This is a genomic window from Blautia sp. St.27G3, from assembly GCF_059728505.1.
Genome location: NZ_BAAGFO010000002.1, coordinates 330,093 through 346,525 on the forward strand (window position 1 = coordinate 330,093; position 16,433 = coordinate 346,525).

Here is a 16,433-nt window from a genome sequence, read left to right on the forward strand (position 1 = left end):
GCGTTACTCTTTATTAGTTATACTTTTAACAATGTTTCATTAGGAATATTTTATTCCTGCCCCTTCTTAAAGTCAATTGTTTTTGTTATTTTTTTGACGAATCGTGATTTTGTATTGAATCCATGCAGGCGGGCTGCCTTTTTTAGGAAAATAGCCGGGTGGAAACTTTTAGCATGAGGGATTTTCAGTACGCCCATAGAGGGAACCGATCCCTCCGCAAACCCGCTTCCGCTCCGGTTCAAGCACGCAGCGGTACTAAGTTCGCTCATCGCCTCCGGCTCGAACTCTCTAAGTACCGGCGGCTTCACAGGGTTTGCTTTGATATCGGTTCCCTCTATGGGCTGTCCTGATCATGCGTTATTGTAGATCGTCTCTTCTGATTCCGTTTTGTCAGTCATCATAGTCCGGATACTACGTTGTCTGACAAAACAGTGTCATCAAATGATTGCATTTGCAATCGAAAGTTGCTGCAATAAAAATACTAAAATCAAGTCCAGCTAAGAAATGTCAATAGGTAAATTGAAAAATGTTTAAAAATTTTTTTTCGAGCAGTTGATCTAAAAAAGGGTAACTTTAATAAACCCAATTGTTATGGGATTTTTTAAAGTTGATTCCGACTTCTATCATGCAGCGGCGTTCATAGTTCCTGAGTGTTCTGCTGCGTACCGTTTGCAGTGTTCCTCTGGTGTAATGAGTTCAAAAGGCTTATTATCCCGGAGCATGGCAAAAATGGTGTTACAGATTTTGTGCATGACAGCCCCAACGGCAACGATCTTTTTCTTGCCGGCACATTTGCGGATGTAATAGTCATAAATGACAGGGTTCACGGGCGCATTTGCTGCTTTATCTACTTTCAGGTTGTTGATGGCGGCCATATGCAGGATACGCCTGGCAAGGCTGGAGCCCCGCTTGGACATATGGACCCTGTCCCCGTGGAACTTGCCGGAATCATTTACACCGGGATCCATCCCAAAGTAAGCATAAAGTTTTTTGGGTGAGGAAAACAGGTCAAAGGAGCCCATTTCCGCGATCAGGACGACCGCACTCAGGAAACCGACACCCGGCAGGGTCTGGAGGAGGGAGATACGGCCACGGACCGGCGTTCCTTCCAGCCTTTCGACAGCTTTATGCAGTTCTTCGAGCATGCTGTCCAGATGCTCCTGGTATTCCCGGTAGAGTTTTATATATAGCCGGATCCGGAGGGCGTTGCTTTGAAGGGCACGCCCGAAAACAGCTGCATCCTCTGCGGCGTCATGCAGGGCGTCATATTTTGCCAGGGCGTACTTTTCCCCGAAGCGTGCTGTGGAACGGATCATTTCCACCACCGTCTCCTTTGGTGCGGCGAGAAGCTCCTGTGCAAGGGGATACGCATCCAGAAGTTTTAAAGAAGTCTGGGTGGTGACCTTACTGAACACCTTTCGGTATGCGGGGAAAGATACTTTCAGTTCCGCCGTGAGCTTCAGGATGACAGCGGACTGCAGGTCCTTGAAGTAATAATAGTCCCGTACCAGGTTGCGCAGGTCAATGACCTCATCATCCGGAATGACGGAAGTCTTCAGGGAAGCATCCAGCCCTACTTTGGCAGCTTTTTTAGAATCAAATTTATCATTATGCAGTTTTCTTACGTTCATGTTTGTGCTATTCTTAGTAATGATAGGATTAATGACCGAGCAGTCAAAACCCTTATCGCGAAGGAAGCACAGGAGCGGGATGTGGTAGATCCCGGTGGACTCAAGGAAGCAGCGGCTTTCAAGAGAATACGCCTTTTGTGCTTCCTTTATTTTTGTGACGGCAAGCTCCCGGGACTGGGGATCGGAATGAACGATCTTGAAAGGTTTCCCGGTAAGCGTGCTATTAGGGAGCATGATGGACATCCAGGTGAAGTCTGCCCCGACATCAAGCCCGACTGAGAGATAGGGAGTGTTTTCAAGCATCTTAAGTACTTTTTGGTATTGCATGTTTTTATCCTTTCCGGCAGGCATCCAATTCCAAAAGGCGGATACACAACCTAGCGGCTTATACAGGTATAGCCTGAGGCCTCCCAACCAGCCAAAACATAAATCACCACCGAATGGACTGACAGACTTATCTTAAGGTTTCGCCAGCAGAGGCTCTGCTGGTTCCCAAGGAGGAAACGTCAATGATCCTGCCTCGGTGATTATACCTCTATATTTTGTCTGGTGCATTAAGGAAACCTCAGACACGGTAAATGTTTATAACTTCTGATGGAGAGGGAATTCTCCTTCTGTTATTCATCAGATATGACCTTGTAACTTATTAACTCTATAGCTCTTGTAGCTATATCATTATTATACTAGGAGGAAACATTATGTCAAATACGTTGATTCAATTCCGTACAGAAGAAACTCTATGCTCCTGCCAGTAAATATCTATTATGCTATAGACTTAAAATTTTTTCTTTTGCTATTGCATATTCTTCATCTGTTAATGCGCCTTTTTCATATAAAGAAATTATACGTTCAAGCTCATCTGCAAGTGAATTATAGCTCTCTGTTTCTTTTTCAAGTGGCAAGTTCATATCTAGTGCTATTTCAGTCGTACATTCTTTATTATTTCGCCAGTAATGTACACTAACGCTTTTACCCTCTAGCATCTTCAATTTAACGTATTCCCAAGAAAATCCAGATAAAACATCAACATCATCAAATGCAATAATGACATCATCTACCTTAAAACCTGCAAGATCAAATGTACTTCCTTCCCGTATATCACTAATCCATGCTCCGGAATGATATAAATAGAAAGGACTCAACCAGTCAGTTATTTTTCCTGTAGTACATCCAAATTTTACAGTATTTGCATACAAATATTTTTCTTCGTTCATTACTGCTGGTTTAGACTCATCCGTAGGAAATTCTATTGAACTATCACTTTTATAAACATAAACTTGATCTGGGGAATACGCATAGTAGTTCCCAGAAGTTGTATGATACTCATCTATATATACACCGATATATTTTGTGTTGTAGTCCAGGAGATCATATATATTTAATAAAGTTTCACCGCTCTGTCCCGGTTTGAAAGCTAAATTTCCAATTGTGTAACTTCCAGTAAGGCCAAGCTCTGTATTCGACAAATTTTTTGTAGTCCCATATATTTTTCCGCCTACATCATATGTTAACACCTTCATTTTTATAGTATCAACTGTCTCATCCGTATTATTAACAATGTCCATATATGCTGTAGATGAATCAAATCTCACATTACTAATAGAAAGATCTGGAAGTTCTGGGGCATGAATTGCATTATCTGAAAAAATCATCTCGATAGTTATTTCGTCAGCTACTCCGTTCGCAGGCAGCCCATTTCTTGCTTGAAATGATGCAACCGCAGTTTTCATTCCATTTCCATAGTCACCATCAAGCAACTTATTATAATATCCAAGTTCTTTAAGCCTTATTTGAACTTCTGTAACATGATCTCCCTTATCCCCAAACGCAATTGCATTGTATTTGCTTTCGTCTGTTTGAATATTAGTTATCTCTTCTGCCATACTTGTTAAAGGAAGCATCCAAACAGCAAAACACATCGCACATTTAATTCCACAAAGTTTAAATCGTTTTTTCATATTCTCTCCTTTGTAAATATATTTTTTAGAATAATTTTATATAAGTACAGGGAGGCTATGACTCAAAACAAACCATAGCCTCCCCGTTTTAGAACTGTCTGTTTCCAGACAATTCCTCACTTTCTGCCTGTTCAGTTATTTTATCTATACAAGCGCTACTGTCTCGCGGCAGATTGCCAGCTCTTCGTTTGTCGGAACAACAGCAACCTTCACCTTGGAATCTGCTGTGGAGATCACACAGTCATCTCCGCGCTTTTTGTTTGCCTCTGCATCGAGTGCAATTCCGAGATATCCAAGATATCCGAGCACCAGCTCGCGAACCAGCGGGCCGTTCTCTCCGATACCTGCTGTAAATGCAATTGCATCCACGCCGTTCATAGCTGCTACGTAAGAACCGATGTATTTTGCAACACGGTAACAGAATACTTCCATTGCTGCCTGGCAGAGCTTGTTGCCTTCTTCTATTCCGTTCTCAAGGTCACGGAAGTCACTGGACAGTTTGGAGATTCCCTGTACACCGGATTTCTTGTTCAGAACGTTCATCACGCCTGCGATATCCAGGTTTTCTTTCTTTGCAATGAACTCCATGATAGCCGGGTCGATATCTCCGGAACGTGTTCCCATCACAAGACCCTCAAGCGGGGTAAGACCCATGGAGGTATCTACACATTTGCCGTTTAATACTGCGGAAATGGAAGCACCGTTTCCGAGATGTGCAACGATAATCTTGCTGTTTTCCGGATCAAGGCCAAGGAATTCTGCCGCATGCTTGGAAACAAAGCTGTGGCTGGTTCCGTGGAAACCGTAACGTCTTACTTTATATTTCTCATAGTACTCGTACGGAAGTCCGTACAGATATGCCTTCTCCGGCATGGTCTGATGGAACGCCGTATCAAACACTGCTACCATCGGTACGCCCGGCATCAGCTCCATGCAGGCATTGATACCGATCAGGTTGGCCGGATTGTGAAGCGGTGCAAGGTCATTGCACTCTTCGATTGCCTTCAACACTTCGTCGTTAATCACAACAGAGCTTGCAAACTTCTCGCCGCCGTGTACGACTCTGTGACCAACTGCACTTACTTCTGCCAGATCTTTGATCGCGCCAGTCTTGTCATTTACAAGAGCATCCAGAACCATCTGGATTGCTTCTTTATGGGTCGGCATTGCTGCTTCTGTAACTTCTTTGTCGCAGCCTGCTTTCTGATAGGTCAGTCTTCCGTCAATACCGATACGCTCGCAGAGCCCCTTTGCCAGTACTGCCTCGGAATCAGAGTTGATCAGCTGATATTTCAGGGAAGAACTTCCGCAGTTAATAACTAAAACATTCATTCTTTCTATCCTCCAAACTATATCACCGCAGCCTGTGCGGGAGTGTTCTATTTGTCCTCTGCCTGGCACTGAACAGCTGTGATCGCTACAACGCCTACGATATCGTCAGCAGAACATCCTCTGGAGAGGTCGTTAACCGGCTTTGCGATACCCTGAGTAACCGGGCCGTAAGCTTCTGCCTTGCCAAGTCTCTGAACAAGCTTGTAACCAATGTTTCCTGCATCCAGGTTCGGGAATACCAGAACGTTTGCCTTGCCTGCAACGTCGCTCTTCGGAGCCTTGGAAGCGCCTACGCTCGGAACGATCGCCGCGTCAAGCTGCAGTTCGCCGTCAAGCTTAAGCTCCGGATACTGCTCTTTTGCGATTCTCGTTGCTTCTACCATCTTGTCTACCAGTGCATGCTTTGCACTTCCCATTGTGGAATGGGACAGCATGGCAACCTTTGCCTCCTCGCCAACAAGCAGCTCAAAGGACTCTGCGGAGGATGCTGCGATCGCTGCCAGCTCTTCCGGATTCGGATCCTGTACAAGACCGGAATCAGCAAAAACAAATGCGCCGTTTGCGCCATACTCGCAGTCCGGAACTACCATCAGGAAGAATGCTGATACAAGCTTTGTGCCCGGCTTTGTCTTCAGAATCTGCAAACACGGACGAAGTGTATCTGCTGTGGAATGGCATGCGCCGGATACCATACCGTCTGCATCGCCCATTTTTACCATCATAACGCCATAATACAGATACTGATTCAGAAGAATTTCTTTTGCCTGTTCCGGAGTCATACCCTTTTTGGAACGAAGCTCAACAAGTTTGTCAATGTACGCCGGTGTCTTTTCATAAGTAGCCGGATCAACGATGATTGCTCCGGAAATATCCAGGCCCTCGCTGCCTTTCTTTACAGCCTCCTCGCTGCCGACCAGAACGATATTTGCAATACCTTCCGCAAGAATCTTTGCAGCTGCCTCGTATGTTCTTCTGTCTTCTGTCTCCGGCAGAACGATGGTCTTCTTGTTTGCTTTTGCTTTCTCTTTCAGAATGTCAATAAATGCCATGATTCATGGACTCCTTTCACTTGTATTTACGTCAGCGTGATCCTGCAAGATGTTGTGCCATCCCGAACCGCACTTTGAACATAATTATACTCCAAAATCTTACATCGGACAAGTCCAATTTTGCGTTGCGAAGGCCTGTTTTGTCTGGTAAAATAGGGTTTATTCTTATTGTATTGAAAATAAAACAAAAAATCAGGAGGAACTATGCGCACTGTCGGGATTATTGCAGAATACAATCCATTTCATACCGGCCACGCCCATCATCTGGAACTGGCAAAAAAAAGAACCGGGGCTGATTTTACCCTGGTTGTTATGAGTCCGGATTTTGTGCAGCGCGGAGAACCTGCTGTATTTAACAAATATACGCGTACAAAAATGGCCCTGCTCGGCGGCGCTGACGTCGTACTGGAACTACCGCTTCGCTATGCTGCCGGAAGTGCCGAGTATTTTGCAGAAGGTGCTGTTTCCCTGCTCGACGGGCTCGGTGTCATAGACACACTCTGTTTTGGAGGAGAATCGGATGATCTTGAGTGCTTTTTGCAGACAGCGCGCACACTGCTCGAAGAACCGCCTCAGTACGCGCAGACATTGCAGGAGCTTTTAAAAAAGGGCGCAACCTTCCCGAAGGCCCGTTCAGAGGCTCTATGTACTTATCTGAGCAAAAATTACCATTTGTTTCTTGCCTCCCCGAATAACATTTTGGGAATCGAATACTGCCGCGCGCTCCTTCGCCGCCGCAGTGTAATCACTCCTGTACCCGTGAAACGGGAGGGAAATTGTTATCACAGTTCAGAACTGGATGGACTCTACTGCTCTGCAACAGCGCTTCGCCGTCAGATTGCAGACGAAAAAAAACACATCGATATGCGTGGTTCTTCCAACAGCAACGCGCTTGCCAATATGCTGCATTACATTCCGGAAAGCTGCCATTTTCTTTTTATCCGGGCATGTAAGGCAGCCTGTTTTCCGGAAGCCTTCCTGCCGTACCTTGACCTGAAGCTTCTTGCGCAGGATACGTTTGCGCATATCCTCGACATCACCCCGGATCTGTCTGACCGCATCTTGAACAGGCGCACGGAATGCATCGGAAAATCCTGGGAAGAGATCCTTTCCCTGCTCAAAACAAAGCAGATCACGCAGGCCCGCATCCGCCGTGCGCTTCTCCACCTGATTCTCGATATCCGCCAGGATACAGTGGAACGACCTGCCGACCAGCCAATGATTTCATATGCAAAGCTACTTGGTTTTCGTACAACTGCAGCCCCTCTTTTGCATGAGATCAAACAAAACAGCAGCTTCCCGCTCATTTCCAAAAATGCAAATGCCGGAAAACTGCTGTCAGAGACCTCACTCCAAATGTGGAACCAGGATATTACTGCGTCACATTTTTATCGCAGTGTGATATCCAGAACGTATCACACAGAATTTCAGACCGAATACGAAATGAGTCCGGTTGTTCTCTAAATGTAGTACTACAATCCTCTCATGCATTTTTATTTCCTACTCTGTAAAAGGAATCACTGCCATACCAGCAAAGGCCTGGCCGTCTTCCGTCTTTCCTCCAAGGATAAATTCAAATTCGCCCGGGTATGCAGCGCTGTCCATCATGATAAACGGATCAAAGTCCACACTGTACAGCCCGTTTCCGAAGTCTTTCAAAGTGTCCGCCAATGCAGGCGCATATTTCAGCCGAACATTCGTAAAGCCCATACCGAACAGAAGCTCCGATTCCACCGGCTTCGCGTCACACGCGAAGGTAACTGTATAAGGAATCGGCGGCATTGACAGGCTAAATGGCAGTACTTCGCTGATTTCGACCAGTCGGAATTCCTCATCCGCATGCTTTTCGAGAGCTGCCAGAGTGGAAGATACGGTTTCCCGGTCTGCCTGCGCAATTGCATCCAACGCTTCCTGCTCTTTACCGTCATCCATCAGCGCTTCCGCCTGTGAAATCAATTCCGCATTGTCCGTTGTATAAGTCTCGTGCAGCGTATTCTTCAACTCGGTCAATTTCTCAATTTCTTCTGAATACAACATCTCATGCAGGTTTTCGAAATCCCGCATCGTCTGCCAGCCATTCTGACTGTAAACCGTTGCCTGATCGCGGTAGGTCAGATGTTCCTCCATCTCTTTTGCGGGATTCTCCATCTGGTCAATCTCGTCTACCGTTCCGGCAAGCGGATGAAGCGGCAAAAACGGCAGCTGACAGGGACGGCCAAACGCAGTCCAGGCAGTCGTCAGCACCGGTGTCTCTGCCAGATCAAAAATCGTCGCCTCAATCGTGGAGCCTGTACAGATTTTTCGTGTGGACGTGTCATGCGGCGACGCGCCAGGTCCGAAAGAATCCTCATGCTCCGTGCCTTCATAATGCGTGGAAAGCACCTCGATCATATCCTCCAGAGAAATGGTGGATTCCGGTTTGAATGCATACGGAAGCCCCATTGTATCCACATCCCAGGACTGATCCAGCAGAATTTCCATTGCATATTTCTGGCGCAGTACATTGTACGGCGTTCCATACGAATCAGAATCCTGATAAGCCAGGGCAAAATCAAAATCACTGTAATCGCCCTCCACAGCCGGTTTATACCAGTTCATTTCAATTGCATGGGAGATCAAATCCTCTGAATAGTACATCTCTTCTACGTCGTTGATCCCGTGGAACGTGTAATGATTCGGAATCGCTACGACCATATCGTCCGGAATACGCGCTGCAATGTATCTGCGGCCACTGGCAATCTGAATCATAAAAGCCTCTTCGCTGTCCGCCACAGTATACGCGCGTCCCGACGGCGCATAGCCCCATTCCTCCACCAGTTCTATGATAATATTCAGCGCATCGCGCGCGCTCGTCGCCCGCTCTGCAACAATACGGCGCACATTGTATTCAATCCCTCCGTCAGTCAGACGGCTTTCATCCAGAATGTTTTCCTTTGATTCTGCATTGTTGTTGCTGACAATGCAGACACCATTTTCATTCAAAAAAATATCGGCACCGGAAAAACCGCGGTTGGCGTCACGCACCTGAGACCAGTAATAACCAAAGGTACTTTCCACCTGCGGTATGGCCGCCCTGCCTGTTTCCGCCGGAAGCACCGTTCCCTCCGGCCACTCTGCCGCCTCCACATACCCGTGGCGGACCACGCACCGTCCAATATCATCTTCATTGTGGCCGACCATAACACGGCCCGTAGCCGAAACATCCTTTCCGACGACAATTGTCATACAATTCAGCGGCAGCTCATCGGCCAACACCTGCGCGGCGGACACCGCGTCCGGAACCACGCACGTCCCGGTAATCATTACTAACAAAGCAAGCAGACAGGAAAGTCTTTTTCTCATTCGAATCCTCCTTCAAACACCCTTGTTCTTTTTGTACAACAGCGAGTATGCTTTGTTTGCACACTCGCTGTTGTAGTCTAACATAAAATGACAACTTGTTCAATTATTATTCTCCATTTTAGCAGAATTTTAAACAAACAGACGCTCTGTTACTAAGTATTTTCTGTTATTTCTTACGATATTTCTATCCATCGGCAACTAAGCCGGCTTCCATTTTGCACAGAAAGTCCGCTCACACCTTGCAAGTATGGATTCTCGTCATCCTGAAACTTAGACTTCAGTTCGCCATTGACTGAAACGCTGATCTGATTCGCCTTTGCCGCAACGCAAAGCCGATATTCCTCCGTACATCTCCAGACACACAGGAAAAAGACTGCGGCACACAGAGTCTCTGCCGCAGTCTTTTTCCTGTTTTCGTTTTTACCAGTATCGTCTCGCACATACTGGCGTCGAATAGTTGTAAGATGAAATTATGATTCCACTGCTGGCATTTGCAGCATGCACAATCGAACCTCCTCCGATGTAGATCGCTACATGATCGATCGAGCCGCCACTGCTGTAAAACAGCAAGTCTCCCGGCAAAATACTGTCCATGCTCACATCTGTACCGCCATATGCCTGGTCAGCTGCCACACGGGCAAGGCCGATACCAAACTGTGCAAATACACTCTGCGCAAAACCAGAACAGTCAGCTCCCTGTGTCAGGCTTGTCCCACCCCACACATACGGATATCCGACATACTGCACTGCAAAATCTGCAATCTGCTGTCCTGTTCCGGATGTCGGAGCCTCTGTCTCTGGTTCTGTCCAGGTCGTTTCTGGCTCTGTCCACGTCGTCTCCGGTTCCGTCCACGTTGTTTCTGGCTCCGTCCACGTCGTTTCTGGCTCCGTCCACGTCGTCTCCGGTTCTGTCCAGGTCGTTTCTGGCTCCGTCCACGTCGTCTCCGGTTCCGTCCACGTTGTCTCTGGCTCTGTCCACGTCGTCTCCGGTTCTGTCCAGGTCGTCTCTGGCTCCGTCCACGTTGTCTCTGGTTCCGTCCACGTTGTCTCTGGTTCCGTCCACGTTGTCTCCGGCTCTGTCCACGTCGTCTCCGGTTCTGTCCAGATTTCCTCCGGCAGCACCTCTGTCTCACTGCCAGTTTCCGTAGACTGTGTCTCATTCGAAGCTTCCCAAGTCTCTTCTGCTGCGGTGTTATGTTCCTGCCATTGCTGCTCTGCCGCCAGACGGGCCTGTTCTTCCTCCAGTGTCTCGGCCTGCGGGTAATACGTTTTATAATCAACATAGTATGCGTTTACATAACCGTAAACGTCGTTTCCAAGCGCAACCTTCATCCAGTCGCCATCGTACGCCACAACCTCCAGCTCCTCCTGATGGTGCGCCACATCAATAACTTCCGTATCCTCGGAAGGATTCATACGGATATTCAACTCATCCGGATGCACAACAGCCACATTGTAGGCCACCTTCCGGGCAATTTCCTCAGCCTCCTGTCCGATTGCAAAATACTCGGCCTTTACATATCCTACCGCATTTCCCGACTGAATTTTATACCAGTCTCCGGTCTGCTCGAGAACCGTCACAGAACCATTATTATAAATCTTCGCCACAATTTCTTTGTCCGTATCAGCTCCGCTTCGGATATTAATATAGTCCTCGCATTTGGCGAAGGCCATCTGTCCGGTCAGATCCTGCTCGGTCTGTGCTTCCGTATTTTCAGGCGCCGCAGTATCTGTCAAAGCCGCAGTATCTGTTGATACGGCACTCCCCTGCTCCTGCCCGACCTCAGCTGCTGCGGAACAAATACCTGCCCCGATACACAGCATTCCTGATGCCAGGCAACATAAGGACAGCTTCAAAACCCTTTTCTTCATTGCAATACTCGCCTCCATATCTGTTGCTTTTTTATTACACAGTTGTTAACACGTGTTACAAAATGATTTTAACAACGAAGGCAATTTCTGTCAATGAACGTAGCATTTTTTTCATTTTCTTTTAAGACCTGTGAGGGAAATGTGAATTTTCTTTTGCTTTTATTAAAAAAATGTAACTATTTTCCAAAATCTGACTACGAATTGCAAGATCCCGCTTAAGAACAGAGCTCCGTCTGTGTCCGGTACATCTGTGCATAGCGTCCGCCAAGCTCCATCAGTTCCTCATGGGTTCCCTGCTCGGCAATTTCTCCGTTTTCAAGCAGAAGAATCAAATCCGAGTCACGGATTGTAGAAAGCCGGTGCGCAATTATGACAGAGGTACGGTCTGCACAAAGTTTTAGCATGGCACGCCGTATTTTCTGTTCAGTCACAGTGTCAACCGAACTGGTAGCTTCATCCAGAATCAGAATCGGAGCATTGGCAAACACTGCCCGTGCAATGGTCAGAAGCTGCCGTTCCCCTTGGGACAGCTCCATTCCCCCCTGTTCCAAAACCGTATCATATCCATTTGAAAGTCGCCCGATAAAACTGTCTGCCCCTGCAATTCGCGCAGCCTCGCGTATCTCTTCTATAGAAGCTTCTGGATGACCATAACAGATATTTTCTCGAACAGTGGTTGCAAACAAAGCCGTATCCTGCAAAACCACGCCAAAAACCTTTCTCAAATCCTCCATCCGATAATCCCGCAGATCATGGCCATCCAGAAGAATGCTGCCTTCCGAGACATCATAAAATCTTGTCAGCAGATTGATAATCGTCGTTTTTCCCGAACCGGTAGCCCCTACAATGGCAGCCTTAGCACCAGAGGGTATTTTAACAGAAATATCTCTCAGTACCGGATGTTCCGGCAAATATCCAAATGCCACATGACGAAATTCAATATCTCCCCGTGGGTGCTCCAGGCTAACCGTTTGATCCCTGTCAGCTGGCTCCGGCTGTTCGTCCAGAATCTCAAACATGCGCTCCACTCCGGCAACTGCAGTCTGAAAATTGTTATAAATGTTGGCAATCTCCACAAACGGCCGGGTAAACTGACGCACATAGAGAAGAAAACTTGTAACCAGGCCAAGCTCTGTAATGCTTCCGTTGATAAACAAAATTCCGCATAATACGGATATTGCCACATATAAAAGATTATTAATCACATTCATTAGCGGCATCAGATATCCCGCGCAGATCAGTGCTTTTACAGATATTTGGCAAAGCTCGTCATTCCTTTCGCCAAATTCCCGCTCCATCTCCTCCTGGCGGCAAAATGCCATGACAACCGGCAGACCTGAAATACTTTCTTCTACCTGACCATTCAGCAAACCAAGACTTTTCTGCTGCCGCAAAAAGAGTTTCCTGGTATATTTTGTAACCGTTTTCGTAAGCAGAAAGATCATTCCAACGCCCACAACCGATACCAGTGTTAAAAACGGACTCAGATACAGCATCATTAAAAAAATGCCAGTCACCGTAAAACTATAGGTCATGAGAAGCGTCAGAGAGTTCGAGATCGTTGTACTGATATTGTCAACATCATTGGTCAGCCGACTCATCAGTTCACCATGCCTGTTCCGATCAAAAAAAGACAATGGAAGCGTCCGAATCCAGTCAAACAGCGTGCGCCGTATGTGGTGGATCACACGCTGTCCAATTGACGCCATAAAAAACGATTGCAAAAATTTCACCAGCCAGTCGACAAAATATAACCCCGTAAGAAAAACCAGAATCCACAAAACGGCATCTCCGCCGCTGATTGCAGTTACCGCACGTCCTGTCACATATGGGGAAACGATGGATGCAGCCGATGCAAGTACAGATAAGAGAAGAATCCACTCAAGGCCTTTTCTCTGGCCTTCTGTGAGCGTCCATAACCTGCGCAGCGTCCCCTTCATATTTTTAGGTTTTACCACAACCCCTCCGCGTCCGGGCCGTGATATTCCGTTTAAGTTTACCGGGGGTACCCCTCCGTTTTTTTTAGCCACAATACTCACCTCCGATCTGGGAACGATAAATTTCCTGATAAATTGTGCAGGAAGCCATCAGCTCTTCATGCGTTCCAAATCCCGCCACACAGCCGTTATCCAGACACAAAATGCGGTCTGTACGCATGACTGTAGATATCCGCTGACTGACCAGCAATACGGTCATGCTGCCCGTCAACTTTCGCAGACCGCTCAGTACCTCTGCCTCTGTTCGGGCATCCAGCGCACTGGTACAGTCATCCAGAATTAGAATACGGGGTTTTCGAACCAGAGCCCGCGCAAGGCAAAGCCGCTGTTTCTGTCCACCGGAAAGATTGATCCCGCCCTGTCCAAGCTGCGTGTCATATCCCTGTGCGCTTTGTTCAATAAACGTATCTGCACACGCAGTTTGCGCAGCCGCAAACAGCTCATCCTCCTCTGCATCGGCACGCCCCCAACACAGATTCTCGCGAATTGTCCCTGAAAAAAGTAACGCCTTCTGCGGTACAACCGCAACAGCAGAGCGCAAACACATCGGGGATATCTGTGTGATATCACACCCGTCTACCCATATTTTTCCTTCGGTAGCATCATAGAACCTTGGTACCAGATTGACAAAAGTGGATTTTCCAGAACCCGTGGAACCGATAATTCCAACCGTTTCCCCCGCATAAATGTTCACATCAATAGCATGAAGCGATTCCTTTCCCGCCCCCGCATAAGTAAACGATACGTGTTCAAACTGAATATTCCCCTTAATGTCCGGCCTGAGCGGATTTTCCGGCATGTTTTGTGCCGGCTTTTCATCCAGAACCTCTCTGATTCTGGCAGAAGACGCTGCTGCTCTGACCGCAGTATTTAACGTATTGGAAATCATCGTAACGGCAAACAGCACCTGCGTCATATAATTAACCGAGGCCATCAGCCTGCCGATTTCCACACGTTGTCGACTCCCGGAAATCCAAAGCAGAAGCACAATGCCAAAATTAACGGTCAAGTTGATAAACGGTGAAAACACCGCCATGGTGCGGAGCGCAGACGTATTCGCACGCGCCAGCTCGAGTGAAACCTCTTCAAACTTCTCCATTTCCTCCTCTTCTGCATGAAAGGCCTTTACGACCCGCACGGAAGAAAGAAATTCTCTGGTCACACCGTTCAGACGGTCCAGTTTTTTCTGCACGATTCCAAACCTTGGATACCCAATCCGCATATTCCCCCAGACCAGAAGCGCTACTACAAACAGAATTGCCACCATAACCGGAGCCTGACCGGGCGTTTGAATCATAATCAGCAAAACGGCCCCGATACACGTAACGGGAGCCTTCACCATAATCCGCATAATGCCATTGATAAAGTCCTGTATCTGCGCCACATCGTTTGTAATGCGGGTAATAATAGAAGCTGGGCGCAGACGATCAATATTTTCCATGGAAAGCTGCTGTACATTGTGGTACATATCGCGGCGCAGTTCTCTGCCAATTGACTGAGATACACGGCTGGCAAAACGATTGCGCATCACAGCGCACACAGCTCCGGTCAACGCAATTCCCAGCATACAGATGCCAAACAGAAGAATTTGGGACACATCGGCATTTTTGATTCCTTTGTCTACAATGAAAGACATAAACGCAGGCTGAAATAGATCTGCCATTGCTTCCACCACCAGAAAAAAAGTGGAGAGCAAGAAAATACCAAGATGTTTTCTGATATATTCCAGAATCAGTTTCATGCGTTTTCCCCCTCTCTTTTGCCTTACGGCATTTTATGACCTGACGGCCTGTCATTATTCACGTCCGCAAACACAAAAACAGCGTGCAGCATCTGACCGCCAAATTTACGTCAAAAACTGCACACTGTATGTTCAAACTTAATTCTTAAAACTGTGAATCGGCGCAGGAATCCTTCCCCGGCGGTTCACAAATGCTTCGCAGGAATAGGAATTTACCGGCATGATCGGTGCATAACCGAGCAGACCGCCAAACTCTACCATCTCTCCAACACCCTTTCCAATCACCGGAATCACACGGACCGCCGTCGTTTTCTGGTTCACCATACCAATCGCCATTTCGTCTGCAATGATTCCCGAAATCGTGGAAGCCTTCGTATCACCCGGAATCGCGATCATATCCAGTCCAACGGAGCAGACACACGTCATGGCTTCCAACTTTTCAAGCGAAAGCGCGCCTGCCTGCACTGCGTCAATCATCCCCTGGTCCTCGCTGACCGGAATAAACGCACCGCTTAAGCCTCCCACATACGAGGACGCCATCACGCCGCCTTTTTTCACCTGATCATTCAAAAGAGCTAGCGCTGCCGTCGTACCCGGCGCTCCGGCATACTCAAGACCAATCTCACAGAGAATATCCGCCACACTGTCTCCGATTGCCGGGGTAGGCGCCAGAGAAAGATCAATAATGCCAAACGGAATGCCAAGCCTTCTGGACGCTTCCTGTGCCACAAGCTGCCCGACACGCGTTACCTTGAAAGCCGTCTTCTTGATTGTCTCGCAGAGCGTCTCAAAATCTGCGCCCCGCACATGCGACAGCGCGTGCTTTACCACGCCCGGCCCGCTGACGCCTACATTGATAATCGTGTCTGCCTCTGTCACCCCGTGAAACGCGCCTGCCATAAATGGATTATCATCCGGCGCATTGCAAAATACAACAAACTTCGCACAGCCCAGAGAATCCTGCTCCTTTGTAAGCTGCGCTGTTTCCAGAATCATCTCGCCAAGAAGCCGCACAGCATCCATGTCAATTCCACATTTTGTAGAGCCGACGTTGACGGAACTGCACACGCGCTCTGTATGTGACAAAGCGGCCGGGATCGAACGAATCAGATACTCATCTGCCTTTGTCATCCCTTTGGATACAAGGGCAGAATACCCGCCGAGGAAATTCACGCCCACCTCTTTTGCCGCACGGTCCAGCGTTTTGGCAATTGTCACAAAATCTTCCGAGGACTTGCATGCGCTGCCGCCAACCAGAGCGATCGGCGTTACGGAAATCCTTTTGTTCACAATCGGAATCCCGTACTCTTTCTCAATTTCCTCACCTGTTGCAACCAGATCTTTTGCTGTTGTTGTGATTTTCCGGTAAATGTTTTCGTTCAGTGTTTCCAGATTATCATCAATACAGTCCAGAAGGCTGATGCCAAGCGTAATCGTACGCACATCCAGGTTCTCCTGCGTGATCATCTTATTCGTCTCGTTTACTTCAAATATATTAATCATTGCTTCTC

The 16,433-nt window shown here is 47.5% G+C and carries 13 protein-coding genes and 1 pseudogene; 2 read left to right on the plus strand and 12 right to left on the minus strand.

Annotated features, from left to right (window positions below; all coding sequences use genetic code 11):
- Positions 1–50: 50 nt before the first annotated feature.
- From AC6I2O_RS11185 to pta, 5 genes are all read right to left on the minus strand, one after another.
- Positions 51–197, minus strand: a complete 147-nt coding sequence (locus AC6I2O_RS11185; RefSeq protein ID WP_497742668.1) for a hypothetical protein — start codon at positions 195–197, stop codon at positions 51–53.
- A 426-nt stretch (positions 198–623) separates the two neighbouring features.
- A complete protein-coding gene (locus tag AC6I2O_RS11190; protein WP_120393879.1) occupies positions 624–1,958 on the minus strand; it encodes an IS110 family RNA-guided transposase in 1,335 nt (444 codons plus the stop codon).
- Between the two features lie 440 nt (positions 1,959–2,398).
- Positions 2,399–3,589 (minus strand): peptidoglycan-binding protein, encoded by a 1,191-nt coding sequence (locus AC6I2O_RS11195; RefSeq protein ID WP_497742669.1) that lies wholly within the window; start codon positions 3,587–3,589, stop codon positions 2,399–2,401.
- Between the two features lie 144 nt (positions 3,590–3,733).
- Positions 3,734–4,921 carry an acetate kinase gene (locus AC6I2O_RS11200; protein ID WP_497742670.1) on the minus strand — a complete coding sequence of 396 codons (1,188 nt, stop codon included), beginning with the start codon at positions 4,919–4,921 and terminating at the stop codon, positions 3,734–3,736.
- A 47-nt stretch (positions 4,922–4,968) separates the two neighbouring features.
- Entirely contained in the window at positions 4,969–5,970 is a 1,002-nt protein-coding gene (pta, locus tag AC6I2O_RS11205) for a phosphate acetyltransferase (RefSeq protein ID WP_120392174.1), read from the minus strand.
- A 204-nt stretch (positions 5,971–6,174) separates the two neighbouring features.
- Here pta and AC6I2O_RS11210 point away from each other — a divergent pair, with 204 nt between their 5' ends.
- Positions 6,175–7,434, plus strand: coding sequence for a tRNA(Met) cytidine acetate ligase (locus AC6I2O_RS11210; RefSeq protein ID WP_120392175.1), 1,260 nt, complete (start codon positions 6,175–6,177; stop codon positions 7,432–7,434).
- Between the two features lie 36 nt (positions 7,435–7,470).
- Here the strand turns inward: AC6I2O_RS11210 and AC6I2O_RS11215 are convergent, their stop codons facing one another.
- From AC6I2O_RS11215 to AC6I2O_RS11225, 3 genes are all read right to left on the minus strand, one after another.
- Positions 7,471–9,312, minus strand: a complete 1,842-nt coding sequence (locus AC6I2O_RS11215) for a C69 family dipeptidase (RefSeq protein ID WP_120392176.1) — start codon at positions 9,310–9,312, stop codon at positions 7,471–7,473.
- A 173-nt stretch (positions 9,313–9,485) separates the two neighbouring features.
- Positions 9,486–9,752, minus strand: coding sequence for a hypothetical protein (locus AC6I2O_RS11220; protein WP_147412281.1), 267 nt, complete (start codon positions 9,750–9,752; stop codon positions 9,486–9,488).
- Complete coding sequence (locus AC6I2O_RS11225; RefSeq protein WP_497742974.1) at positions 9,733–10,059, minus strand: C40 family peptidase; 327 nt, start codon at positions 10,057–10,059, stop codon at positions 9,733–9,735. Before AC6I2O_RS11225 ends, AC6I2O_RS11220 begins: the two co-directional genes overlap by 20 nt.
- Positions 10,060–10,072: 13 nt before the next feature.
- Between AC6I2O_RS11225 and AC6I2O_RS11230 the strand changes: the two genes are divergently transcribed.
- Positions 10,073–10,576, plus strand: coding sequence for a hypothetical protein (locus AC6I2O_RS11230; RefSeq protein WP_497742975.1), 504 nt, complete (start codon positions 10,073–10,075; stop codon positions 10,574–10,576).
- 251 nt (positions 10,577–10,827) lie between these two features.
- Here the strand turns inward: AC6I2O_RS11230 and AC6I2O_RS11235 are convergent.
- From AC6I2O_RS11235 to AC6I2O_RS11250, 4 genes and pseudogenes are all read right to left on the minus strand, one after another.
- Positions 10,828–11,202 (minus strand): annotated as a pseudogene (locus AC6I2O_RS11235) (SH3 domain-containing protein); the annotation flags it as partial.
- Positions 11,203–11,399: 197 nt separating this feature from the next.
- Positions 11,400–13,214 (minus strand): ABC transporter ATP-binding protein, encoded by a 1,815-nt coding sequence (locus AC6I2O_RS11240; RefSeq protein WP_497742671.1) that lies wholly within the window; start codon positions 13,212–13,214, stop codon positions 11,400–11,402.
- Complete coding sequence (locus AC6I2O_RS11245) at positions 13,207–14,922, minus strand: ABC transporter ATP-binding protein (RefSeq protein WP_120392178.1); 1,716 nt, start codon at positions 14,920–14,922, stop codon at positions 13,207–13,209. The genes AC6I2O_RS11240 and AC6I2O_RS11245 overlap by 8 nt, the downstream gene beginning before the upstream one ends.
- A gap of 138 nt (positions 14,923–15,060) precedes the next feature.
- Positions 15,061–16,425 carry a PFL family protein gene (locus AC6I2O_RS11250; RefSeq protein ID WP_497742672.1) on the minus strand — a complete coding sequence of 455 codons (1,365 nt, stop codon included), beginning with the start codon at positions 16,423–16,425 and terminating at the stop codon, positions 15,061–15,063.
- Positions 16,426–16,433 lie beyond the last annotated feature (8 nt).